The sequence below is a fragment of the Sediminibacterium soli genome (assembly GCF_009939225.1).
Classification (GTDB): Bacteria; Bacteroidota; Bacteroidia; order Chitinophagales; family Chitinophagaceae; genus Sediminibacterium; species Sediminibacterium soli.
In genome coordinates this window covers 1268864-1294636 of sequence record NZ_JAACJR010000008.1, presented here as the reverse complement: position 1 = coordinate 1294636, position 25773 = coordinate 1268864, and the positions used below count along the sequence as shown (strand labels likewise).

Sequence of the window (25773 nt, the reverse complement as noted above, 5' to 3'; positions counted from 1 at the left end):
ATGCCAATCGGAAAAGTTTACCTGGTCCCCACCGTATTGTACGAAGATGCACGCGAAACCATCCCGGCCTATGTACCGGATGCTGTAAAGGATTGCCAGGCTTTTTTCGTGGAAAATGAAAAAACAGCGCGGCGTTTTCTTAAATCCATCTGGCGGGAAATGGTGATCGATGACTACCAGTGGTTCGCCATCCACAAGGCGGAGGAAGAAGTCAAAAAAACATTTATACAGTTACTGAAAGAAGGCAGGAATATCGGCATCATCAGCGAAGCGGGCTGCCCGGGTATTGCAGATCCCGGTCAGTTGCTGGTGGAAGCAGCACAAAAAAATAATATCCCCGTAAGACCGCTGGTGGGCCCGAGCTCCATTTTGCTGGCCCTGATGGCGAGCGGAATGAATGGCCAGTGTTTCCAGTTTCATGGCTACCTGCCGATCGATACACAGGACCGCAAAAAAAAACTGAAAGAGCTGGAGCTGCATTCACATCAGCAGCATTGCACACAGCTGTTCATCGAAACACCTTACCGCAACAATGCCCTGATCAGGGATATGCTGCAATCGCTGCGTGATGAAACCAGGCTGTGCATCGCCGTGGATATTACGGCCGCGTCGGAATCCATACAGACAAAAACGGTACGCGAATGGAAATCGCATGTACCGGATATTCATAAACGCCTGGCGATCTTCCTGCTGCAGGCCGGCTAATGGAGCTTTACAGTGACCGCCAGGTTTTTCTGCTGCTTATCAGAGACCGTATTTGTCTACCAGGTAGATCAACGCCGCCATATTCACAGCGCCCAGTAACAGCTCGCGTTTGTTCACGTTCTCAAATACATCGCTGCGGGCATGGTGTAAGTCAAAATACCGCTGCGGATCGGGGTTCAGTTCTCCTACGGGTGTGCCAAAAGTTCTTGCCAGCGGACCTATATCCGCGCCTCCGCCGTCTTCGGTGATCTCTTCTGCGCCATAGGGGGATAACAATGGCAGCCAGCTTTTTACTTTGGCCAGCTGGGTCTTGTTTACGCCGAGCGAAAAACCACGCGGTGTAAAACCGCCGGCATCGCTTTCGAGGGCGAAAATGTGTTTTTCATTCTTGGCTTTGGCTTCTTCGGCATATTTGGTGCCGCCGCGCAGCCCGTTTTCTTCGTTTGCAAACAATACGAACCGTATAGTGTGTTTGGGTTTGTAACCGATGGCTTTCAGCGCACGCATGATCTCGATGGTTTGTACAACGCCGGTCCCGTCGTCGTGGGCACCTTCGTTTACATCCCAGCTGTCAAGATGCCCGCCAACGGTAATGTACTGATCGGGGAATTCTGTTCCTTTCAGCTCGGCCACTACATTATGGCCAATGGTATCCGGCATAAAATAGCCGTAGGTGAGCATGCCCATGCTGAACCTGGATTTCCTGGACAGCGCCCATACCTCATCCGCATCCCTGGGGCCAACCGCGATCGCGGGTATTTTGGGAAACGAATCATTGTATTGCATGGCACCGGTATGCGGGTTATTGGCGGTTGATTCGGTCAGCGACCGGATCATCACCCCCACTGCGCCGTATTTGGCTGCACGACTTGCGCCTGAGCGGCGGTAGATACCTGATTGTCCGTAAGAAACAAAGGGTTTGATATTGGTTGGATCGAAACCAGCGTTGTAATAAACGATCTTTCCTTTCACTTCCTCCTTTCTGCGCTCCAGTTCGTCGAAATCCGCCACACACAGCACTTCGGACGAGATCACTTTACCCGTGCCCAGCGAATTACCCAGCGCCAGTACATCCAACTGGCGGCTTGTTTTTTTACCGTCCACTTCCATGATCACGGCCCTGTCGGTACCACCCCGAACCCAGTGGGGTACCATGCACTGCTGCAGAAAAACATTGTCGGCGCCATTGCGCTGCATGGATGCCTCGCCCCATTTTACCGCCTGGGCAAACTGCGGTGAGCCGGCCAGCCGGCCGCCTATCTGTTTGGTAAGCTGGTAGAGCAGGTCATAGGCTTTACCGTTGCGCATGATCTCGTCTGACAGTCTGCGGATCATCACAGAATCACCTGTCTGCTGCGCCATGGCACATACCGGGAGGGCGAATAAGGCAGAAAGTATTTTTTTCATAAGGCACTAAAGTTAACCAATTGTGTTATTTGAACAAGCAGGATGAACGGGGAAGGTGTATGCGGAAATTTGTGTTATTTGCAACCCGGACCCGGAAGACCGCTAACCCGTAAACCGGCAAACGGGATTGTCTTGCTTCAGACCACGATTAAATCAATAGTATGCGTTTAGGGATTGTTTGTTACCCGACTTTTGGAGGAAGTGGCGTGCTGGCCACGGAACTGGGAAAAGCCCTTGCCGATGAGGGGCACCAGGTTCATTTTATCACTTACCAGCAGCCGGTTCGCCTGAATGTGTTCAATGCAAATATATTTTACCACGAAGTGCGGGTGCCTACCTATCCACTGTTCGACTACCCGCCTTACGAAGTGGCGCTGGCCAGTACGATGGTGGATGTGATCATGAATTATGACCTGGATCTGCTGCATGTGCACTACGCCATTCCGCATGCATCGGCGGCCTATATGGCCAAGCAGATCGTGAAGCAGAAGACCGGCAGGGAGGTACCGGTAATCACTACGCTGCATGGTACGGATATTACGCTGGTGGGGCGCGACAAAACATACGAACCGGTTGTCACTTTCTCCATCAACGAAAGCGACGCCATTACCGCGGTATCTGAAAACCTGAGAGAGGAAACCTATAAGTCTTTTGCCATTCACAAAGACATACAGGTGATCTACAATTTTGTGGACGTAAACCGGTTCAATAAAAAACCGATCAACGCCTTTCGGAAAGTGATTGCGCCAAACGATGAAAAAGTGCTGGTGCACGCGTCCAATTTCCGCAAAGTGAAAAGGGTGGACGATGTGATCAGGGTTTTTGCCGCCGTGCGGAAAGAAATGCCCGCCAAACTGCTGATGGTAGGCGATGGCCCCGAAAGACCGGTGGTAGAGGAGCTGACACGCAGACTGGGCATAGACGAGGATGTGAAATTCCTCGGAAAACAGGAGCAGATGGAAGACATCCTCGCCGTAAGCGATATCTTCCTGCTGCCTTCGGAATACGAGAGCTTTGGTCTTGCCGCACTCGAAGCCATGGCGGCGCGCGCCGTGGTGATCAGCACCAATGCGGGCGGTCTCTCCGAGATCAATATACAGGGAAAAACAGGGTTTATGACAGAGGTGGGCGATGTGGATGCCATGAGCCGCTTTGCGATAGCCTTGCTGCAGGACAATGCAAAACTTGCGGAAATGAAAGAAGCCGCCCACCAGCAGGCAGAACGTTTCGACATCAGCAACATCATACCTGTTTACGAAAAACTGTACAGCCAGTACTGCAGAAGAACACCGTGTAAATAAAACAGGCGCTGCAGCATCCCCGCAGCGGTCTTATGCAGTTATTTCATCAATACTTTGCAGGATGATCCTGCATGCCTGTTCAAGCTCTGTGGGCGAGATGGTAAGTGGCGGGGCGATGCGTAACCTGTCGGGCGCAAAAATGAACCAGTCGGTGATCACGCCATTCTTTACGCAGCGGTGAACGATCTGCTGGTTGATCTCCGCCGTGGCAAATTGCAGCGACATCCAAAGACCGAAATGGTTGCGCGAAACAATGGCGGGATGCACCAGCCTGTCAACCAGCAATTGTTCTTTTTCCTTTACCGTATCGGTGTATCGGCCGTTCAGCAGCACTTCCATGGCCGCTTTGCCCGCGGCGCAGGAAACGGGGTGCCCGCCAAACGTAGTGATATGCCCGAGTACAGGATCATGCGACAGCATATGCATCTTTTTCCTGTCGGCGATAAAAGCGCCCAATGGCATACCGCCGCCAAGCGCTTTGCCCAGCAGCAAAATATCCGGTACAATGCCGAACTGTTCAAAAGCCCATAAACTGCCTGTTCTGCCAAAACCGGCCTGTATCTCGTCAAGCACCAGTAACACATCCAGCTCATCACATTTGCTGCGGAGGCGCTGTATCCATGGCAGCGATGGTGCACTGATGCCGCTTTCCGCCTGTACGGTTTCCATGATCACACAGGCGGTGTTTTTGTCGATGGCCTTCAGCGCTTCTTCATCGTTATAGCTATGGTGTTCGATACCAGGCAGCAAGGGCCGGAATGCATTGCGCCAGTATTCATCGCCCATCAGGCTTAACGCGCCCTGCGTGCTGCCGTGATAGGCATTGCGGAAGGCAATGATCTTTGTTCTGCCCGTAACGCGTTTGGCCAGTTTCATAGCGCCCTCTGTTGCCTCTGCGCCGCTGTTGGTGAAGTACACGCAGTTGAGCGTTGCGGGCAAATGATCCGTCAGCAGTTTGGCATAGCCGGTCTGTGGCGACTGGATGAACTCACCGTATACAATCAGGTGCATATATTGCGCCGCCTGTTCCTGCACCGCTTTGATCACCGCGGGGTGGCCATGACCTATGTTGCATACGCTGAAACCCGATATCAGGTCGGTATAGCGGTTTCCGCCGGCATCGAACAGGTATACGCCTTCGGCCCGCACCATTTCGATACCGATCGGTGCGGAGGAAGTCTGCGCCAGGTGCTGGAGAAATAATTGCCGGTTATTCATCGGTGGTTCAATGCTGCAATTTACCAAGCCCTTTTTTATTGTCCATTTATTTCTGAATGCGGTAACTTTAGCCACCCATTGATCACTTACTTAATTTTCTTTTATGGCACTCATTCTTCCCGTAAACGGTAAAGAACCACAGTTTGGCGATCGTTGTTTTGTAGCGCCCAATGCCACCATTGTAGGAGATGTGGTAATGGGAGAGGAGTGCAGCATATGGTTCAACGCGGTGATACGCGGCGATGTGCATTATATCAAAATGGGTAACCGGGTAAATGTGCAGGACGGCGCCACCATTCACTGCACCTACCAGAAAAACCCGACCGAGATCGGCAGCAATGTGTCCATCGGTCACAATGCAATCGTGCATGGCTGTACGGTGCATGATAATGTGCTGATCGGCATGGGCGCTATCGTCATGGACAGATGTGTGATTCATACAAATGCCATCATCGCCGCAGGGGCCGTGGTGCTCGAAGGCACGGTGGTGGAAGCAGGCACGATCTATGCCGGTGTACCCGCGAAAAAAATAAAGGATGTGTCAGAAGAACTCATTCACGGCGAGATCGACCGTATCGCCCATAACTACGTTAAATACGCAGGCTGGTTTGAACAGTATAATGAAGTGAAGGACGGGAAGCAGGGCGGCTAATCGAATAAATTCTCTGCAACGGCGTCTGTTAATCAGTTATTCAACCATCTGTTTCTTAATACCGGTTCTCCTCTATCGTATCCAGTATGGTGAGGTAACTGGCGTACCTGTCGGGTGTGATGGTTCCCCTGCTGACAGCGTTTTTTACCGCGCAGCCCGGTTCATTGATGTGCATGCAGTTGTTGAACTGGCAATCGTTGAGTGCGGCGCGCATTTCGGGGAAATATTGCGAGAGTTCCTGCTTGCTGATGTCCACCAGCCCGAATTCGCGCACACCCGGTGTATCGATTATACGGCCGCCGGCAGGCAGGTCGAACATTTCCGCAAACGTGGTGGTATGCATACCCTTACCGCTCCATCCGCTCACTTCCTGCGTGGGCAAATCAAATTCCGGGAACAGGGCATTGATAAACGATGATTTTCCCACACCGCTGTGTCCGCTCAGCAGGGTGGTGCGGTTATGGAGCAGTTCTTTCACCTCTTCCATTCCCTGTCCCGACAGAATGCTTGTGAGCACCACCGTATAACCGATCGCTTCAAACATCGCTTTCATTTCTCCGAAGATGTCCATTTCTTTTTTGCGGTAGATATCGGCTTTGTTGAACACGATCACGGCGGGAATATGATAAGCCTCGCAGGAAACCAGGAAGCGGTCCATAAAACCCTGCGAAGTTCTGGGTTCCTTCAGCGTGGCAAAAAGAAGGCTCTGATCTAAATTGGAGGCAATGATATGGTGCTGCCGCCTGTTGTGCGGCGAAGTTCTTGCCACGTAATTGCGCCGCTCATAGATCTCGGTGATCACGGCAGATTCTTCCTGAACCGCCTCTATCGCCAGGTCCACTTCATCACCCACGGCGATGGGATTGGTTGAACTGATCTCGTCGATCTTAAAAATGCCCTTGATCCGCGCCTGGTAGGTCCGCCCGTCTTCGGCTTTCACCGAGTACCAGCTGCCGGTGGATTTGTATACAAGCGCTTTCATGGGAACGAAGATAAGGAAGCTGGGACGGGAAACGTGAGGCGTCAGACCTGAGGGATGGTGATAGGCCATACCCGACCCACGCCTGTGTTTCCTTATCTTTGCGCCTATGACCCAATTCGCTCATGATGGCGTGGTGCCCGACCAGGAAAGCGGGATGAAGAAAAAAGAGCAGGTGGCGCAGATGTTCAACAGCATTGCGGGCCGGTACGATTTCATGAACCGTTTTCTTACCGCCGGCGTGGACATCCGCTGGCGTAAAAAAGCGATCAGCCAGCTGGCTGATCGCAGACCGCAACAGGTGCTCGACGTAGCCACCGGCACCGGCGATATTGCGATCATGACCTGGGAAATGCTGCACCCGCAGCACATCACCGGCATCGATATTTCCGAGGGGATGCTGGAACTGGGAAGAAAAAAAATCGAAAAACTGCAGCTGGGTGATCATATCACGCTGTACAAAGGCGACAGCGAGCAGATCCCTTTCGGCGATAACAGTTTTGATGCCATTACAGTTTCCTTCGGTGTAAGGAATTTTGAAAACCTGGAGAGAGGCCTGTCCGAAATGCTGCGTGTATTAAAGCCGGGAGGTAAGCTGGTGGTGCTCGAGTTCTCCAAACCTGCCCAGCCTTTTAAAACGTTTTGCGATATCTACATGAACATTATCACGCCCGCGGTGGGCAGACTGTTTGCCAATAACAGAAAAGCATACCAGTACCTCACCAACAGCGTGGAAGCTTTTCCCGAGGGTAAGGAATTTCTTTCGATACTTGCCAAAACAGGTTATGCAGCCACCTATTTCAAAAGGTTAAGCCTGGGCATCTGCACCATCTACTGCGGAAGCAAGGCCTGATATAGCGCCTGAGATAAAATGTACAGAGGTCGTCATGCATCCAACGCATACCCGGACAGGGCCGCTTTGCACATTACGTCCGCCCCATCGTTCTGTTAAAAACCGTCTTTCCGGTATCCATAACTCAATTTCCCGCGGTATATTGCGGTACAGACCAAACCAAGGCCTATTATCCCTACCTGTACCCATCTGGTTCTTTTGGAACACAATTGATTGACTGTAAATTGATTAGATTTATTTTTTTCCTGCTGCGGAAACAGATCCTGTTTCCTGTCATACTGTTATGCTGTATGGGCTCCGTGCATGCGCAAAAGGAGATCTACCGGCGCGGGCACGAAGACCTTACCTATTATTTTGGTCTTACACTGGGTTATAATACCTCCACGCTGCACCTCAGTAAAGCGCCTGCCTTTTTGCAAAGCGACAGTATTCTGATCGCGGAACCGCGATCGAGCGGGGGTATTGCCATGGGATTGATGGCCACGGGAAGATTAAGCGACCATTTCCAGGTGCGTGTGAATCCGCAGCTGATCATCGGCGGTTCCAAATCCATCAATTTTAAACTGGGCACTGCCAAGGCCGGTGAGTCGCAGGTGCAGAACCAGATACTGCCTGCCACACTGGTGAGCCTGCCCATACAACTCAAATTCAATTCGGACAGGATCGGTAATTTCCGCACTTACCTGTTGGCGGGAATGAAGTTCGACACGGACCTGTCAAGCAATTCCGCTTCGCGCAATGTGGAGGACATGATCAAGCTGAAGCGAACCGATATAGGTTTTGAGCTGGGTATCGGCTTCAATTTTTACCTGCCTTTTGTAACCCTCTCGCCCGAGATCAAGATCAGCAACGGTCTCACCAATCTTCACCAGCCCGACCCTGCGCTGAAATACTCCAACAACCTGGGCCAGATATTATCCCGGATGGTGGTGTTTTCGCTGCATTTTGAAGACTAGGTAATTTGAAAATTTGATCATTTGAAAATTTGAAAATGGAAGCAGGTTGTAATGGCTGAGAAAACAGTTAACAATTAAGCCATGCGGCAATACCCCATTTTCAAATTTTCAAATCCCCGAATTTTCAAATTAACTTGCATCCATGGACCAGTACCTAATCAAAAACGCTACGATCGTTAACGAAGGAAGACAGCAGCAGGGCGATGTGCTGCTGAGAAACGGGCGGATAGAAAAGATTGCCGCTTCGATCGATGCAAAAGGAAAATGTATCGAGATAAGTGCAGAAGGGCAGCACCTGCTTCCCGGCGCGATCGACGACCAGGTACATTTCCGTGAACCCGGACTTACCCATAAAGCCACGATACAAACCGAAGCCAGGGCGGCGGTTGCCGGCGGCGTCACCGGTTTTATGGAGATGCCGAATACGAGTCCGCCGGTATTTACGCAGACCCTGCTTGAAGATAAATACGCTATCGCTGCCCGTACCTCACTGGCCAATTACTCTTTCTTTATGGGCACTTCGAACGATAACATAGAGGAAGTGTTACGCACCAATGAAAAGAAAGACCGTGTATGCGGTGTGAAAATATTTATGGGGTCTTCGACCGGAAATCTGCTGGTGGATAACCCGCTGATGCTCGACAAGGTATTTGGCGGCAGCGAATTGCTGATTGCCACCCATTGCGAGGATGAGGCCATCATTAAAGCCAATTTTGCTGCACTGAAGACAGCCAAGGGTAAGCTGGAGCCATCCGATCATCCTGTTATCCGTAACGAAGATGCCTGTTTTGAATCATCTTTCCGCGCCATACAGTTTGCAAAAAAATACAACAGCCGCCTGCACATACTGCATATCAGCACGGAAAAAGAACTGCAGCTTTTCACCAATATGATCCCGCTGGAGGAAAAACGCATTACCGCGGAGGTATGTGTGCACCACCTGCATTTTACCAGCGATGATTATGCCGCACTCGGCAACCGCATCAAATGTAACCCTGCGATCAAGGCGCCGCATAACAAAGCCGCATTATGGAAAGCTTTGCTCGATGACCGGCTGGACCTGATTGCAACCGATCATGCCCCGCATACCTGGGCAGAGAAGCAGGAAGACTATGAACATGCTCATGCCGGGTTACCGCTTGTACAGCACTCGCTGTTGCTGATGTTATCCTATGTGCAGCAGGGCAGGATCAGTATGGAAAAAGTGGTTGAAAAAATGAGTCATGCCGTTGCGCGCTGCTTCCGTATCCGTGAAAGAGGCTTTATCAGGGAAGGCTATCATGCAGACCTGGTGCTGGTGGATATGAACCGGTCTTCACAGGTAACAAAAGAAAATATCCTGTACAAATGCGGCTGGAGCCCGCTCGAAGGATTTGCATTTCCCGCATCTGTTACCCATACATTCGTAAATGGCCACCTGGTTTATGGAAATGGGGTATGGAATGAATCTCAGATGGGAGAACGGCTTGGGTTTGAGGTCAGGTAGAAAATTATGGATTAGCGGATGATGGATTTGTGGATGGTTGCGGGGGATGTAACCCTGACTTATTCATACCCCGGTCCCTATTTACGGGAATGCCTTACCTTGACAATCCGGTAATCCGTAATCCACCAATCCGTTACTCCGAAATCCATAGCCCGACCATGCAAATAGACAAAACCACGCTCACCGATCTGTCGATCTTTCACAGCGAAGAAGAGCAGTCTGTATTCAACCACCTCAATTTTGCACAGACAAACGGGGGAAGGGAACACCTGCATTACCTGCTGGGCCACCCGCTTGATTCGGTGGAAGCCATTGAAGACACCCAGAAGACCATACGCTGCCTGATGGAGATCATCGACGAATGGCCTGCCTATATCAGCAACGGAACGGTGATGATGATCGAGAAATTCTTTGACTCGCATGTGAACCGATATCCCCATCATCCGAATAAGCTCGATGCAAAAATATTCCAGCTGTTCAACCGACACGATTATTCGCTGATGCGGTATTCGATCGTTCATGTGATCGATTTTACAAAAGGGTTGAACCATATCGTGCAGCTGCTGGAAGGTAAAACGCTTAGCAAGGACCTTTCCAGCTGGGTAACACGCATCAGCCTGATGCTGGCCAAGCCGATGATACAGCGTATCCTGCAGGAAGACAAGCATAACCTGTCGGCGGTAAATGTGCTGGTATATACCGGTTATGTGCGGGAAGGATATAAGAACGCCGCTTTTGAACTGATCAGCCTGTACAGCACCCTTGATGCGTACCTTGGCCTGGCGATAGCCTGCCGCAATTACCAGCTGGCGTTTCCGACCGTCAGCCGCAGCGCAGAGCCTTTTCTGAATGCCAGGGCACTGTATCATCCCCTGCTGCAGACGCCGGTATCCTACGATGTGGATCTTGCCAGGGACAAGAATTTTCTTTTTCTTACCGGCGCGAATATGGCGGGTAAGAGTACCTTCATCAAGGCGGTGGGTATAGCGGCCTACCTGGCGCATATCGGTATGGGTGTGCCGGCCTCGGGCATGGAACTGGCTTTCCTCGATGGCATGCTGAGCAATATACAGGTGGTGGACAATATCATCAAAGGCGAGAGCTTCTTTTTTAACGAGGTGCAGCGTATCAGGAACACGGTAGAAAAGATCAGCGACGGTAAGAACTGGCTGATACTGATCGATGAGCTCTTCAAAGGCACCAACCAGCAGGATGCTATCAAATGCAGTGTAACGGTGATCGAGGGACTGCGTAAACTGAAGAGCGCCTTGTTTGTGCTGTCAACACATTTGTACGAGATAGGCCAGGATCTGAAACAGTACCCCAATCTCCAGTTCTATTATTTTGAAACGGCTGTCAACAACGATCAGCTGGAATTCAGTTACCATCTCAAACCCGGTATCAGCAACGACCGTATCGGCTACCTGATCCTGAAGCGGGAAGGTGTTGTTTCACTTTTAGAGAAATTATAGGTATTTTGGAAGTATGCAAAACTTCCCGACTAAAAAAAGTGCGCTGACCGTATTACTGGCATGTGTTCTGGCGGCAGCGGCAACTGCACAAAAACCGGTTGCCTCGGATGTGTACCATGTGACCGGCGGTCCCGCGCGTTCTGCCGGCGAACTGGCGCAGAAACTGTTTGAGGGGTGGGGGGCAGTGTTGTCTTCCCATACCATGTTTGCCTATAAGCTCACACCCCAAAGTTCACGGCATATCCTGGGAAGGGATGGTGAGGAGACATTCTTTATCGTAAAAGAAGGACAAGTTACCGTAAAACTGAAAGACAGCAGTTTTTCTCTCGGCACAGGATCGGTGATAGGGCTGATGAATGCCGACAGCCTGGCTATCTTCAACGGAGACCAGGCTGCCGAGGTCTACGCGATGCGCTATCGTTCGGACTCGCCTGATAAAGACAGGGGAAGAAATGCCGGCGGCTCTTTTGCGGTCAACTGGAACGATATTCCATTTAAACCGCATAACAAAGGCGGGGTACGCCAGTTCTTCGACCGCCCAACGGTGATGCTGAACCGTTTCGATATGCATGTAACAACGCTTAACCCCAACAACAAAAGCCATGACCCGCATACACATAAAAACGAGGAGGTCATCGTGATGTTACAGGGCAATGCCGAAATGCAGATCGGCACGGAGCATAAAAAGGCAAATGGGGGAGATGTTGTTTATCTGGGTTCGAATGTGCTGCATAACCTGACCAATATCGGAACGGTGCCATGTGTCTACTATGCCATCCAGTGGAACTGATCTGGGGGTATTATTTTCTTTTCTGCTGACGTTGGTCAGGCGACAAACGCCGGCGGAGGACTGCCGCCCGCACCACGGGCGGCAGTATTGCGTATAAATACGCGAATGAATATGCCACTTGAACATTAAGAAATGGTTATCTATCGGATACCAACAATAGTGCAGATTTTAGTTGTTTATCTATAAAAAAAATGGGTGTAAACACCCAGACAACGGTTGTTGCGGTTAACTATGTTTGTAATGTTATACGAAAATCCCCCTGTCCGTTAGACTACAGCAATTTTTCTAAAATTTAGAAACACACACATGAGAAAAAACGTTTTACGGGGACAAATCCGGTGAAAGGATTGCCTACTGGCCAATTTCAGTGCAACCGGAATCTATAAATTCTTGTTACTTAACCGCTTTAGTGACTTTTTTAGGGGATGGGGAAATTGCTTGATAGATGTATACAGTAATCACGGCGGTGCGTCGGCACTCGCATTGGTAGCCCTAGCCGTTTCTCCACCTACTATCGGATATTTTGCAATGAGATGTGCCGGTCGTATGTACATTTGTGGTAAATAAAAACGAAGAATAATGCGACTTTTAATGTTCTACGTAACTCTAGTAGCGCCCCTTTTGGCTTTAGTCTTTTTTTCTAAGCAGATACCAATGGTATGGTTTGTTACAGGACTTTTCGGTTATACGCTGTATAATCTGATACTTGCAAATCGCAAGCTGAAGCGTAAAGGCTATAATGCCGGCATCTTTGCTCATTTAAACCCATTCAGTAAACAATCAATGAAATTATACGATAAGGTTTATTTTGAGCCATAGCGGAAAGGATTCGAGAAAGCATATACAAAGGCCTGCCAAAATTATTTGACAGGCCTTTGTAGTATTTGATCTGTGGTGACCATAACCTGGGGCTTATTTGTTGAATAGCGCAAGTGCTGCTTTCTTCCTCGCCGTTGCTGGTCGCCTGACCAGCAACAGTGTATCACAGAGAGATAGCTGGAGCCGTTGTCAGGGTAAAACAACTGCGTCGTTCCAAAAAAATGAACGATTGGAGATGACAGATAACCAGGATAAAATAAAAACAATTATCCGAAAAGGATGAGGCTCCCATCGTTGCTGGTTGCCTGACCAGCAGCCAACGAATTAGAGAAGGATAACAATTAACCCCCGTATAACTACGCTATTTTTCCTGCCCCGCTTCCCATAATTTTCGCTTTTTAACCGCGAACCGCATGCTGGTAAAAACCTTCGGCAGCGCCGTGTACGGCGTGGAAGCCATTACGATCACCATAGAAGTAAATGTTAGCATGGGACAAAGCTATACGATCGTTGGCCTGCCGGACAATGCCGTGCGAGAAAGTCTGCAGCGAACAGAGAGTGCCATCAAAACGAACGATTGGTACATGCCCCGCACAAAGATCGTGGTAAACCTGGCACCGGCGGATATACGTAAAACCGGTTCTGCATTCGACCTGCCCATTGCCATCGGCATACTTGGCGCCAGCGAGCAGATCGAGAACACGGAACGGCTGGCCAGTTACCTGATCATGGGCGAACTGGGTCTCGACGGAACGGTGAACCCCATCAAGGGCGCGTTACCCATTGCAATACAGGCAAGAAAGGAAGGGTTTAAAGGCCTGATCGTACCGACGGCCAATGCGCGGGAGGCAGGCATGGTTAACCAGCTTGAAGTGTATGGCGTGGCACACCTGAACGATGTTGTCGGTTTTTTCAAAGATGTAAACAGCCTGCAGCCAGCAGTGGTGCATACAAGGGAGGAATTCTTCGGTAACCAGTACGCATTCGATATCGATTTCAGCGAAGTGAAAGGGCAGGAGAACATAAAGCGCGCCATGGAGATTGCCGCTGCGGGCGGACATAATGCCATACTGATAGGTCCGCCGGGTGCAGGTAAGACCATGCTGGCAAAAAGATTACCGACGATACTGCCGCCATTGAGTTTGCAGGAAGCGCTGGAAACAACCAAGATACACAGCGTGGCGGGTAAGTTGCCGGAGCACAGCGCACTGATCAGCAAACGGCCGTTCCGTGCACCGCATCATACCATTTCGGACGTGGCGTTGGTGGGTGGCGGCGGCACCCCGCAGCCGGGCGAGATATCGCTTGCGCACAATGGCGTGCTGTTTCTTGATGAACTGCCCGAGTTCAAAAGAGCCGTGCTTGAGGTGATGCGCCAGCCGATGGAAGAAAGAAGGGTAACGATATCGCGTGCAAAAATGGCGCTGGATTTTCCTGCGAACTTCATGCTGGTTGCGTCGATGAATCCCTGTATGTGCGGATTCTATAACCATCCCACACGTGAATGTTCCTGTCCGCCCGGTTCGGTGCAGAAATACCTCAATAAGGTATCGGGTCCATTGTTAGACAGGATAGACCTGCATGTGGAGGTAACGCCGGTGGCATTCAGCGAGCTGAGTAACCAGACGCAGGCAGAATCTTCCGCCACTATCCGCGGGCGGGTGATCAGGGCCCGCGATATCCAGGCCGAACGGTACAGGGAGCATCCCGGTATTTATGCCAATGCGCAGATGACAAGCCAGTTGCTGCGCAGTATATGCCTTATCGGCGCCGCGGGTGAAGCGCTTCTAAAGAAAGCGATGGAGCGGCTGAACCTGAGCGCCAGGGCTTATGACCGGATACTGAAAGTGAGCAGAACGATCGCTGATCTTGCGGAGAGTGCGGATATAAAACCCGAGCACGTTGCCGAAGCGATCCATTACCGGAGTTTGGATCGGGAAGGCTGGGCGGGGTAGGGAATGATGAATGGCGAACAAGGAAAAATGAATACTATTTTATTGTGTAACTCCTCGTAATTATCTTTCGAACAGTAGTGGTCATGCGACCCACAACGGCGCAGGAAGATCATGATAAGTAAGAAAATTTTCCTTTTTGCGTAACTTATTTTCTCAAATCCGTCAGTCACGGTATTCCCAAACATAGAATTTTGCGCAATCTCATTACCCTTATACTGCATTATGCCAAAATTATTAGGAATTTTTATCTATGTTCTTGTTTCTGTTGATGTCTATGCACAAACGGCCTCTGTAAACGGTACGGTAACTGATTCCCACGGGTTGCCGGTATCATCCGCAAGTATCCGCCTGCTCAACATGGCCACAGAAGCAATAACAGATACAAAGGGCTTTTACCTCATAGAAAAATTGTCACCCGGCAATTACACGGTCTTCTTTTCCCTGGTTGGCTATAAAACACAAAAGAAAACGGTTCTTTTACATGATAACGAAGCGCTGGCGCTGAATTTCATAGCTGAAGAGGCCGATGGTTTACTTAATGAAGTGGTGGTAACTGCCGGCCGTGGACGCGAGCTGCTGTCGGAAATACCAGCCTCGGTAACGGTAGTCAATTCCCAGGCAATTAAAAAATACCTGGCCCAAACCTCCAATATCACGGATATACTGGAATTGCAGGTACCCGGATTGGCTTCAGGAACCGGAACCTACTTTAACTGGGGCCAGACCATGCGCGGAAGAGATTTCCTGGTAATGGTAAATGGTATTCCGCAGTCCACACCACTCATTCCCGGCCAGGCTGAAATAAAATCTATTCTGCCCAATGATGTGGAAAGGATAGAAGTAATCAAAGGAGCTTCCGCTGCGTTCGGTGTGGGGGGCACGGGCGGGGTTATTAATTATATTACCAAACAGGCTCCCGCTTCCTCAGGCGGTCTACAGGGAACCACCAGCCTTTGGGGAACCTCCAATCTCGCAAATACGAAAGATGCACAGGGTTTTGGTATACATCAGTCCCTGTATGGGAACAGTAAAAAATGGAATTATTACGCTGGTCTTAGTTACGAACAGACAGGAAATAAATACAGTCCAAATAAAAAGACGCTTTTTCCCATCTATGGCTTAGACAATACAAAGATCTTAAGTCTCTACTGGAATATTGGTTATGCGATTACCGGGAAACAGCATATTGCTTTCTCGGGTAATGTATACCAGTCAAAACTGGAAACCCCTTTCGCTCCTTATAACAGTTCCATCGAAGTATATAATGCAGTCGGTGATTATACGATCATACCGGGTTATGGCACTCCAAAAACCAGTAATGACCCTGAAAAGCCAACAGGACTCAGCACTGCCAATGCTGCGCTGACGTATACCGCCACTGATATTTTTCAGCGTACCACAACATTCACAACAGACGTCTATTATGCTAAATCCAAGAACGTATTTTACTATTCACCCAATTTTTTTGAGGGGGGCGGGCAATCGGCTATTTATTCTGAGAAATATGGCATCAGGCCGAATTTCAATACCCGCATCAAGTACAAAAACCTGGATTGGACACTTACTTATGGACTGGATATTTTGAAAGACAAAACATCCCGCACGTTGCTGGATGGGAGAATATGGATTCCACAGTTGGATCTGGTGAGCATCGCGCCTTATATACAATCGGCGTTTAAGATACAGGATAGCTGGGTGTTGAAAGCCGGTTTGCGATACGATAATATGTCGCTTCGGTCTGATGCATATGGCACATTGCCGACTTTGAGAGCCGACGGCACTTATAATAAATCCAATCCGATCAACGCAGGTCGTGAGGATTTCAGAAATGTCTCGTTCAATATTGGGTTAAGGTATGTGAAATACAAAGATTTCAGCCCGTATATAAATTTTTCACAGGGATATACATTGCCGAATGTAGGACGCATACTGCAGGGAGCTACCAATGCGGATATTGTGCGTACATTAAACCTCAGTGCACCTGTAACGGATAATTATGAATTGGGGTTCTTGTCGTACATCGGTAAACTGAGGTTTGAGGCTACCGGTTATTACAGCACTTCTAAAACAGGAGCAGGACTTGTGTACAACAACGCTGAAAACCGGTACGAACCGGCAAAAACACCTCAGAAAATTTATGGTGCAGATATCTCAGTCGGGGTTGCGATCTTAAAGGATAAACTGGATATGGGAGCTACTTATTCTTATGTTGAAGGAATAACTTATAAAGCAGATAATCCTTACCAACTCTTTTATATTAATTCAGAATTCATAGCGGCTCCAAAAGCCACCGCATTTATTGCATACAACCCCATCGCTAAAATAAAGCTGCTGTTTAGCGGCGTACACATGGGTAACAGGAACCGGTTTGCGCCTGTTCCGAATGGTAATGGCGGATGGAAATATAACTATGCAGAAGTGCCTTTAAAGCAATACACGGTATTTAATTTATCGGCGCAATATCAAATCACTGAGAAGATGGGAACTTCGTTAGCTATTAATAATCTTTTCAATACAACCTATTTACCTGCCCGTTCGCAATGGGCTGCCCCTCTTCGTGATAAAACGGTTTTGGGTGAAGGGATCAATATGCGGATTGGGGTTAACTACCGGTTCTAGCATTCCGATCCTTATGACTACAGGTATTCAGAAGGATCCAGGTATGGTCTGTGCATCGCAAGGATGTTCTGGCTAATAAAGAAACTGGTTTATACCGGCTTCTTTATTTTCGGTCTTTTTCACAGTGCGCTTATTGCCTTGCCGGCCGTGTAGCCGCGTGATCACAACAATTCAAACCTGTCCCCGTCAAACAAACCCTTGTCGCTCAGTTTTAGATGCGGTATCACCAGTAACGCCATAAAACTAAGCGTCATAAAAGGCGCGGATAATGGGGAGCCCATTGCTTTTGCCATGGCATCGATGGCTGTGTATGCTTTTGCAACGGCATAACCATCCTGATCGCTCATCAAACCGGCGATCGGCAACGGCAGTACAGACCTGTTTTCCCCACTGCAGCAACTCACGCCGCCCTGCTCTCTTATTACAAGATTGATCGCCCCGGCTATACTTTCATCATCGGCACCCACCGCAACAATATTATGACTGTCGTGTGCCACAGAAGAGGCGATCGCGCCTGATTTCAGTCCAATATTCCGGATAAAACATTTTGCAACCGGCGCGGTATGATAGCGGTTTACCACTACCATTTTCAGGATATCATTTTCCGTATCGCTTACCCAATTAAGGCCATCCTGTTTTCCCGGTAAGTCAAGCCGGTTGGTGATGAGCTGCCCATCCAGCGCTTCTATCACCGGTATCAATCCGTTATCAGACGGATATTCCGCGGTGGTAACAGCAAGATCGGCGACAGTCAGTTCTTTGCAATCGAATTGGTTGATGCGCTGCACAGGCACCGGTCTGATCAGCGTGTTACCCTTGTCCGCCACAAGCAAACCATCGATATAGGTCTGCCGGATCCGGAAATCCACCAGGTCATCTGCAACGATGAAATCTGCCGGATCGCCTTCCCGCAATAACCCGATATCGAGATGGTAATGCAATACGGGATTTACACAGGCCGCGCGCAGTACGGAAAACACATCGATGCCCTTTGCCACAGCCCCTGCACATAAGCGGTTGATATGACCCTCTGCCAGGCTGTCGGGGTGTTTGTCGTCGCTGCAGAACATGATCATCCTGGGATGATCCTCCAGCAATTCTATCAGTGCTTCAAAATTCTTTGCGGCGCTTCCCTCCCGTATGAGGATATGCATGCCATGCTGCAGTTTATCGATCGCCTCCTCCGCCGTAAAGCATTCGTGATCGGTGGAGATGCCTGCTTCTATGTATTCCCTTGCCTGTTCTCCCCGCAGTCCGGGTGCATGCCCGTCAACAGGCTTGCCCAGCGCATGGGCCGCTGCAATTTTTTTCATCACTTCCGGGTCTTTGAATAATACGCCCGGAAAATTCATCATTTCGCTCAGGTATTTGATCTCCTCTTTCTCAAGCAGCTTACGTACATCGGCACTGGTCAGTGTTGCCCCAGCCGTTTCGAACAGGGTGGCGGGAACACAGCTTGGCGCACCGAAATTGAATTTGAAAGGCACCTGCCGGCCATTGTCTATCATGAACTCCACGCCTTTCAGTCCGCATACATTGGCAATTTCGTGCGGGTCGCTTACGGTGCCTACGGTTCCATGCACCACCGCCAGTCTTGCAAACTCACTCGGTACCAGCATACTGCTTTCCACATGCACATGACTGTCGATAAAGCCGGGCAGTATATAATGTGAAAAGGAAGCTGCGGGATCAAGCCGGCGGATGGACTGGATAACCCCATACTCCACCCTGATCTCGGCAGGGTAAACCGATTTCTTCCATACGTCTGCCAGGTTGCCGGAAATGCTGAAGGATTGCGTGTTCATGGTATTCGTCTTGTGAAACGGCTCGTACACCTTTTTTATGTTTTTATTTACCGCCCGGGAATTACATTTGGCGCTCATCAACGAAAATACGCTATATGAAAAGGATATTGCCGCTGTTGCTCGGAACATTCCTGCTGGTGACCGCCCATGCGCAAACCGCAGAAGAAATACTGGCAAAATACGAGACGGCTGCCGGCGGCCGCGATAAGCTGCAGGCCATCAAAACCCTTGAAACTTTCAGTAATGTAAAGATATCGGTGATGGGACAGAATATGGAACTGCCCGTTACCTCGGTAAAGGAAAAAGGAAAACTATACCGCAGGCAGGTTGGCGGCATTATGGGTATGGGCGAAAGCTTTACCCTGATCACCGATACCGCGGGCTATATCTATGTTCCGCCGATGCGCGGTTTTGGCCCGATGGAGGGAACGCCTGCCGTTATCACACAGCTGAAACCCGAAGAACTGAGCACGCAGCAGTATGAACTGGATTGCGCCGGTGCTTTTCCCGAGCTGGTGGGCACTGCAGCAAAAGGTCATACCGCCGAGCTGGTGGGCACGGAAAAAGTAAACAAAGTGCCTTCTTTCAAGATCAGGCTTACTTTGAAAACCGGGCAGCAACTGTTTTACTTTATCAACAGCGAAACTTTTCTTGTTAACCGCATAGAGGCATTTGGCGATATGGCCGCCAACCTCACCGGCTTCGGCAGCATGATGAAGGCCTTCGGGAGGAATATCCGCAAAGACATGAAAGCCACCCTGGATGTGAAAGAGTACCAGGATTACGGCGGCATCAAATACCCCTCCAAACTCAAAATGTCCCTTGCCTCTCTCGACAGCGAAGTGGAAAACACCACCGTTAAGTTTAACGAAGGGGTGGAGGAGAAATGGTATAAGGTGAAGTGATTTTGGAATTTTGGAAATCGGAATTTTGGAATTGCAGATAACTTCTTTCAATTTCAAAATTTCCCATTTTAAAATCCCCAATCCAAGGATTCGTCAGTCTTCCAGCATATCCGGTCTTCGTTCTCTCGTTCTCGCTACGGATTGTTCGTGGCGCCACTCTTCCACTTTTTTGGGATCGCCCTGTAATAGTATCTCGGGAACTTTATCGCCGCGGAAATCAGCGGGTCTGGTATACACGGGAGGGGCCAGTAAATTATCCTGGAAAGAATCGAACAGGGCCGAGGTTTCATCGTTCAACACCCCGGGTAGCAGTCTGCCGATCGCATCCACCAATATGGCGGCAGGCAGTTCTCCGCCGCTCAGTACATAATCGCCGATGGAAATTTCTCTTGTCACATATTGTTTTCTGATCCTTTCATCGATCCCTTTGTAATGACCGCAGATCAGCAGCAGGTTGTTCTTTAACGATAACTGGTTGGCGGTTTTCTGATCGAATAATGCGCCGTCGGGTGTGAGATAAATGATCTCGTCGTAGGGTTTGTCCTGCTGCAGTTCCTCTATTGCATTTGCCAGCGGTTCGGGCATGAGCACCATACCGGCGCCGCCGCCAAACTGGTAATCGTCAACCTGCATATGCTTGTTGATGGCCCATTTGCGGAGGTTATGCGTCTGCACCGTCAGCAGTCCTTTTTCCTTTGCACGTTTCATGATGCTGTGGCTGAAAGGACTCTCGAGCAGATCGGGAACAACGGTGATGATATCTATGTTCATGGCACAAAAGTAAACAAACCGCTCAAGCAAGGGCGACCAGGCTTTGGGCCAGTGACCGGTTTCAGAACCAAACATAGCGGAAGCTTATTACCTGATAAGGGTCAGCGACTGTTTATGCCGGTAGGCAACGGCAATGCCTTTATCCGAGGCAGGGATCCATTTTTTGCTGGAAAGCAGCAGCACCCGCTTGTATTCGTCGGCAGCACCGTAACCCGGGTCTTCCTCGATCCTGATATCCTTTACGGATCCGTCCCTGTCAACGATAAAGTTGCCGATCACGCGGTAGCTGCCTGAAGGGGCATTGTTTTTTTCAAGCAAATTCCTGTCGAGTGTGGATTCCAGAAAACGTATCCATCCATTGACACCTCCCTTGAACTCCGCTTTTTTTTCAGGGTTGGAAACAACGGTGATTGAATCGGCGGGTGTCTGGGCCTGCAGCGTAGTCACTGCAACACTGCATGCAAAACAAAGCAGAAGAATGGATTTTTTCATACCGGGCTGGTTTTATTGGAAATGAATCATTGTGTTACAAATCCATGAATCCGTCGATATCCCTCCGCTCTTTTTTGGTTGGCCTGCCTATCTTGCTCTGCCGTTTTCCCGTATGGAACACCGATGCCTCGAACGTAATACGATCCATCTCCTCTGCAGGCGTGATATCGATATAGTATTTGATCGCTTCTGAATACTGAACGCGGGTATGCAGAAGACCGGTTACCTTGATCACCCATTTACGCGCTTCGGTCTTTACTTCGTATTCATCGCCCACTGCCACAATGCGTGAGGCTTTTGCAGAATTACCCTGGTATTTGACCTTGCCTTTGTCGCATGCATCGGCTGCCTGGCTCCGAGTTTTGAACAAACGGATGGCCCAGAGGTATTTATCGATGCGTAGTTTTTCTCTGGTCTCTGACATAATACCTTAGCAACTTTTGGAAAGCAGGAAACTTCCTGAAAGTTATGCTTTCATTTCTGTAAAGAACTGATGGAAATAAGGAATGGTCTCTATGCCTTTGTAAAAATTGAACACATCGAATTTTTCATTCGGGCTGTGCAGGTTATCACTGTCGAGACCAAAGCCCATGAATACGATCTTCAGTCCCAGTTCTTTTTCAAACAGGGCGCAGATCGGAATACTGCCGCCGCCGCGAACGGGTATCGGTTCTTTACCGAATGTGGCTTCGATTGCTTTGGCTGCGGCTTTATAAGCATCCGAATCGATCGGCGTCATATAGGGCTCGCCGCCATGGTGTTCCTCGGCTTTTACGGTAATGCCCTCTGGTGCGATGCTTTTGAAATAATTCAGGATCTTTTCGGTGATCTTCACCGAAGATTGGTTGGGAACCAGTCTGCAGGATATCTTGGCAAAAGCTTTCGACGGCAGAACCGTTTTAGCGCCTTCACCGGTATAGCCACCCCATATGCCATTTACTTCGAGCGTAGGGCGGATACCTGTTCTTTCGTTTGTGGTATATCCTTTCTCTCCCCAGAGGCTGTTGATGCCAAGGTCTTTTTTAAATTCTTTTTCATCAAAAGGCGCCTGCGCCATTTTTTTTCTTTCTTCTGCTGTCGCCTCCACCACATCGTCGTAAAAACCGGGTATGGTGATATGGTTGTTCCCGTCGTGGCAGCCTGCGATCATTTTTGCAAGCATGGTTACAGGGTTGGCAACAGCGCCGCCATATACGCCGCTGTGAAGATCGCGGTTGGGGCCGGTTACTTCCACCTCTATGTAGCTAAGGCCACGCACACCGATATCGATAGAGGGCGTTTCCGTACTCAGCATCGATGTATCGCTGATCAGGATCACATCCGCTTTCAGCAGTTCTTTTTTCTGTTTAACAAAGGTGGCGAGATTGGGACTGCCCACCTCTTCTTCTCCTTCAATCAGGAATTTGACATTGGCAGGCAATGTGTTTGTTTTCACCATCGTTTCCAGCGCTTTTACATGCATGTAAAACTGGCCCTTGTCGTCACAGGAGCCACGCGCATAGATCCTGCCGTCTTTGATAACCGGCTCAAAAGGCCCGCTATGCCATAGTTCAAGCGGGTCTGCCGGCTGTACATCGTAATGGCCATATACCAGCACCGTGGGTTTGGAGGTATCGATGATCTTTTCGGCATATACGACAGGATGACCTGCCGTTGGGTATATCTCCACTTTATCGGCGCCCGCTTCCAGCAGGCGTTGCTTCACCGCTTCCGCGCAGCGCGTCATATCGTCTTTGTGTTCGCTTCTGGCACTCACGCTGGGTATGCGTAACAGATCGAGTAATTCGTTCAGAAAACGATCCTTGTTCTTCTCCTGGTAATCTTTCCAAACCTGCATGGCAAACGGGATTTACTTGAAAGGCAAAATTAAGGAAACGGGTAACGTGAAACGTCAGGGAGTGGGAATGGGGTAACGTGAGCTGCCGTGAGTTATCGTGAGTTGACTTGAGATTCGGGGAAAGCCCTGAGGGTCTTTTAACAATATACTCAAGAACACCCCACCCCCCAACTCACGGTAACTCAGGTCTCACGATTCATATCTCCCCCTGCAGCCGGTGCTTCTCATTCAGGAGTACGTTTTCCAGTGTCCATTCAACCTTTCTTTCAAAGGGGTGTTGTCTTACCGGGCAGTCTGTTTTGATGCAGAGCGGGCAGCTTTCCGGGAGGCAGGGGTCGGTGTGGATGAACAGTTCGATGGCATCGCCGAACTCTTTTTTGATCAGGTCGGTAAGCAGGTCAATTTCTTTGTGTGCTTCTTTGAGGTTGAGGTACCAGGGAAGCGTGAAATGGCAATCCACATGCAGCAGGCTGCCGTATTTGATCACGCGCAGGTTATGCAGGTCTATCCAGCTGGGAGGGCGGTTCTCATTCAGTATCCGTACAAATTTCTTCAGCAGCTGTATATCCGCCTCGTCCATAATACCCGCCAGTGAGGCCCGTACAATGCGGTAGCCGTTGTAGATCACGATCGTACTCATCCCAAGGGCGATAAGGCTGTCGAACCAGTACAGTTTTGTAAACAGCATCAGCAGCAGACCGGCAATGATCCCGAACGTGGTATAGGTATCGGTCTGAAGGTGTTTGCCGCTGGCTGTTAGCGCCAGCGAATTATTTTTCCTGCCCATCCGGAGGCATACGCTGCCCGCGATAAAATTGAGCAAAGCAGTTGCCGCAATAAGCCATAACCCGCTGTCGAGTTGTTCGATGGGTTTGTGGGCGATGAAATTGAGTACGGTTTCATAAACAATCATAACGCCTGCCGCCACGATCAGTCCGCCCTCGATGGCGGCGGAGACAAATTCGGCTTTGCCATGGCCATAGGGATGATCAAGATCCCTGGGTTTGCCGGCCACATACAAACTATAGAGCCCGATGAATCCCGCAATCACGTTTACGATACTCTCCAGCGCATCGGTTAAAATGGCCAGCGAATGCGTGATCTGGTATGCAATGATCTTTGCCAGGAACAGCACAACACTCAGTATGCTGATCCATAACTGGACGCGGAAATTTTGCTTGGCGGATTGCAGGGAGGAAGTTTATTGCAAAAATAGGATTACGGATTCGCGGATGATGGATTCACGGATTATTTTTTCGGGATGGGGGGTGATGAGGGATTTGCGGATTACGGATTAGTGGATTATCGGATGTTGGTCATGCGACCAACATCGGCGGGAGTGCATGCTGCGAAACTCCCTTTCTCCGCGTCTCTGCGGTGAAGAGACAGTGCTTGTTCACCGCAGAGACGCAGGAGGTGCAGAGGCTCGCAGAGAGAAGAGAACTATTTTGCCCTTTGCAATTGCAGTCAGCTCACCGCCATCGGCCAATCATCCACAAATCCGTAATCCGCAAATCCACTAATCCTTCCGAATCAATTCCACGCTATGCCCGATCTTACAGTGTTTCGACAGCATGATCGAAACACCGCAGTATTTTTCCTGGGAGAGGGTAACGGCGCGTTCCACTTTATCCAGGTATTCCGGTGCGGCATCAACTTTATAAACCATGTTCACATATTTGAACACTTTGGGATGGTCTTCGGTTTGCTCGGCTTCGGCTTCTATCTCGAGTACGGTAAAAGGCACTTTCATTTTATGGAGTATCTCCACCACATCCATACCGCTGCAGCCGCTGGCAGCGCAGAGCAGCATCTTCTTGGGGTTCATACCAGAGCCCAGTCCACCGCCCTCCACACTGGTGTCGATCCGAACGGTATGACCGGTATCCGCCACGCCGTCAAAAGCAAGTGCAGACACCCATTTGGTTGTTGTTTTCATAAAGCGAAGTTAGGAAACTGCAAAAGGAAAGGCCAGGTGCAAAAAGACGTTGATCTTTTCACACCTGGCCTTCCGCATTCATTGTTTTAGGCCGACTCGAATCTTTTTTCTACATAGTCCCAGTTCACCACATTCCACCAGGCGTTGATATAGTCGGGGCGTTTGTTCTGGTATTTCAGGTAGTAGGCATGTTCCCATACGTCGAGGCCCAGCAGGGGCGTGCCTTTCAGGTCGCTGAGGTTCATCAGGGGGTTATCCTGGTTGGGGGTGGATCCCACCACTAATTTTTTATCGTTGTTCAGCACCAGCCATGCCCAGCCGCTGCCGAAACGGTTCTTGCCCGCATCGGTAAACTGTGTTTTGAAGGCGTCGAAGGAGCCGAAGCCCCGGTCTATCGCGGCCGCCAGTTTTCCCGAGGGGCGTGAGCCGCCACCCGGTTTCATACATTGCCAGAACAGTTCGTGGTTATAATGCCCGCCGCCGTTGTTGCGGATCTTGCCGGAGTATTTGGAGATATCGCGCAGGATGGATTCCAGCGATTTGCCGGCGGTATTGATTTTCTCCTCGGTAAATGCATCGTTGAGGTTCTTTGCGTAAGCGGCGGCATGTTTGGAATAATGAATTTCCATGGTCATGGCGTCGATCACCGGTTCCAATGCGGTATAGGCATAAGGCAAAGGTTTCTGTGTAAAGCCCGTGCCGGGTAAATCGGATGCGAAAGCGCCGAAGGATGGCAGCACAGCTGCGGCAATACCGGCGGCGCCTGCGTTTCTGATAAAATCGCGGCGGCCCTTGTTATGGTTTTTCATACA

The 25773-nt window shown here is 49.8% G+C and carries 22 protein-coding genes; 11 read left to right on the top strand and 11 right to left on the bottom strand.

The genetic code is table 11. The features are described from left to right. Complete coding sequence (locus tag GWC94_RS12700; RefSeq protein WP_161835388.1) at positions 1-705, top strand: SAM-dependent methyltransferase; 705 nt, start codon at positions 1-3, stop codon at positions 703-705. A 39-nt stretch (positions 706-744) separates the two neighbouring features. Here the strand turns inward: GWC94_RS12700 and GWC94_RS12695 are convergent, their stop codons facing one another. After that, positions 745-2112 (bottom strand): M20/M25/M40 family metallo-hydrolase, encoded by a 1368-nt coding sequence (locus GWC94_RS12695; protein ID WP_161835387.1) that lies wholly within the window; start codon positions 2110-2112, stop codon positions 745-747. A 161-nt stretch (positions 2113-2273) separates the two neighbouring features. Between GWC94_RS12695 and bshA the strand changes: the two genes are divergently transcribed. Continuing rightward, positions 2274-3413, top strand: coding sequence for an N-acetyl-alpha-D-glucosaminyl L-malate synthase BshA (bshA, locus tag GWC94_RS12690; RefSeq protein ID WP_161835386.1), 1140 nt, complete (start codon positions 2274-2276; stop codon positions 3411-3413). Between the two features lie 30 nt (positions 3414-3443). Here bshA and GWC94_RS12685 read toward each other — a convergent pair whose 3' ends face one another. Next, complete coding sequence (locus tag GWC94_RS12685) at positions 3444-4631, bottom strand: aspartate aminotransferase family protein (protein WP_161835385.1); 1188 nt, start codon at positions 4629-4631, stop codon at positions 3444-3446. Between the two features lie 103 nt (positions 4632-4734). Here GWC94_RS12685 and GWC94_RS12680 point away from each other — a divergent pair, with 103 nt between their 5' ends. Beyond that, positions 4735-5283, top strand: coding sequence for a gamma carbonic anhydrase family protein (locus GWC94_RS12680; RefSeq protein ID WP_161835384.1), 549 nt, complete (start codon positions 4735-4737; stop codon positions 5281-5283). A gap of 55 nt (positions 5284-5338) precedes the next feature. Here GWC94_RS12680 and rsgA read toward each other — a convergent pair whose 3' ends face one another. Then, on the bottom strand, positions 5339-6265 hold the full coding sequence (rsgA, locus tag GWC94_RS12675) for a ribosome small subunit-dependent GTPase A (protein WP_161835383.1): 927 nt from the start codon (positions 6263-6265) through the stop codon (positions 5339-5341). A 106-nt stretch (positions 6266-6371) separates the two neighbouring features. Here rsgA and ubiE point away from each other — a divergent pair, with 106 nt between their 5' ends. The 7 genes from ubiE to GWC94_RS12640 all read left to right on the top strand — a co-directional run bounded on the left by ubiE (position 6372) and on the right by GWC94_RS12640 (position 17212). Further along, positions 6372-7115 (top strand): bifunctional demethylmenaquinone methyltransferase/2-methoxy-6-polyprenyl-1,4-benzoquinol methylase UbiE, encoded by a 744-nt coding sequence (ubiE, locus tag GWC94_RS12670; RefSeq protein WP_161835382.1) that lies wholly within the window; start codon positions 6372-6374, stop codon positions 7113-7115. Positions 7116-7324: 209 nt separating this feature from the next. Further along, entirely contained in the window at positions 7325-8071 is a 747-nt protein-coding gene (porT, locus tag GWC94_RS12665) for a type IX secretion/gliding motility protein PorT/SprT (RefSeq protein WP_449619049.1), read from the top strand. Positions 8072-8213: 142 nt separating this feature from the next. Beyond that, on the top strand, positions 8214-9557 hold the full coding sequence (locus tag GWC94_RS12660) for a dihydroorotase (RefSeq protein ID WP_161835380.1): 1344 nt from the start codon (positions 8214-8216) through the stop codon (positions 9555-9557). Positions 9558-9715: 158 nt separating this feature from the next. Continuing rightward, positions 9716-11029, top strand: coding sequence for a MutS-related protein (locus GWC94_RS12655; RefSeq protein ID WP_161835379.1), 1314 nt, complete (start codon positions 9716-9718; stop codon positions 11027-11029). A 13-nt stretch (positions 11030-11042) separates the two neighbouring features. After that, the gene (locus GWC94_RS12650; RefSeq protein WP_161835378.1) at positions 11043-11819 is read left to right on the top strand and encodes a cupin domain-containing protein; all 777 of its coding nucleotides are present in this window, start codon (positions 11043-11045) and stop codon (positions 11817-11819) included. Between the two features lie 1232 nt (positions 11820-13051). Beyond that, on the top strand, positions 13052-14593 hold the full coding sequence (locus tag GWC94_RS12645) for a YifB family Mg chelatase-like AAA ATPase (protein WP_161835377.1): 1542 nt from the start codon (positions 13052-13054) through the stop codon (positions 14591-14593). Between the two features lie 222 nt (positions 14594-14815). Next, positions 14816-17212, top strand: coding sequence for a TonB-dependent receptor (locus GWC94_RS12640; RefSeq protein ID WP_161835376.1), 2397 nt, complete (start codon positions 14816-14818; stop codon positions 17210-17212). Between the two features lie 161 nt (positions 17213-17373). Here the strand turns inward: GWC94_RS12640 and ade are convergent, their stop codons facing one another. Next, positions 17374-19047, bottom strand: a complete 1674-nt coding sequence (gene ade, locus GWC94_RS12635; RefSeq protein ID WP_317163479.1) for an adenine deaminase — start codon at positions 19045-19047, stop codon at positions 17374-17376. A gap of 65 nt (positions 19048-19112) precedes the next feature. On the opposite strand from ade, the gene GWC94_RS12630 reads away from it, so the two are divergent. Continuing rightward, positions 19113-19922, top strand: a complete 810-nt coding sequence (locus tag GWC94_RS12630; protein ID WP_161835375.1) for an outer membrane lipoprotein-sorting protein — start codon at positions 19113-19115, stop codon at positions 19920-19922. A gap of 93 nt (positions 19923-20015) precedes the next feature. Here GWC94_RS12630 and trmD read toward each other — a convergent pair whose 3' ends face one another. The 7 genes from trmD to GWC94_RS12595 all read right to left on the bottom strand — a co-directional run bounded on the left by trmD (position 20016) and on the right by GWC94_RS12595 (position 25770). Continuing rightward, positions 20016-20768: a tRNA (guanosine(37)-N1)-methyltransferase TrmD gene (gene trmD, locus GWC94_RS12625; RefSeq protein ID WP_235918527.1), complete on the bottom strand. Its 753-nt coding sequence runs from the start codon at positions 20766-20768 to the stop codon at positions 20016-20018. Positions 20769-20780: 12 nt separating this feature from the next. Then, entirely contained in the window at positions 20781-21185 is a 405-nt protein-coding gene (locus GWC94_RS12620; RefSeq protein WP_161835374.1) for an energy transducer TonB, read from the bottom strand. 34 nt (positions 21186-21219) lie between these two features. Beyond that, a complete protein-coding gene (locus GWC94_RS12615; protein WP_161835373.1) occupies positions 21220-21609 on the bottom strand; it encodes an RNA-binding S4 domain-containing protein in 390 nt (129 codons plus the stop codon). A 42-nt stretch (positions 21610-21651) separates the two neighbouring features. Continuing rightward, complete coding sequence (locus GWC94_RS12610; RefSeq protein WP_161835372.1) at positions 21652-23022, bottom strand: dipeptidase; 1371 nt, start codon at positions 23020-23022, stop codon at positions 21652-21654. A gap of 196 nt (positions 23023-23218) precedes the next feature. Continuing rightward, positions 23219-24169, bottom strand: coding sequence for a cation diffusion facilitator family transporter (locus tag GWC94_RS12605; RefSeq protein WP_317163483.1), 951 nt, complete (start codon positions 24167-24169; stop codon positions 23219-23221). Positions 24170-24541: 372 nt separating this feature from the next. Next, positions 24542-24961 carry an OsmC family protein gene (locus GWC94_RS12600; RefSeq protein ID WP_161835371.1) on the bottom strand — a complete coding sequence of 140 codons (420 nt, stop codon included), beginning with the start codon at positions 24959-24961 and terminating at the stop codon, positions 24542-24544. Between the two features lie 86 nt (positions 24962-25047). Continuing rightward, positions 25048-25770, bottom strand: a complete 723-nt coding sequence (locus GWC94_RS12595; protein WP_161835370.1) for a superoxide dismutase — start codon at positions 25768-25770, stop codon at positions 25048-25050. Between the last annotated feature and the right edge of the window lie 3 nt (positions 25771-25773).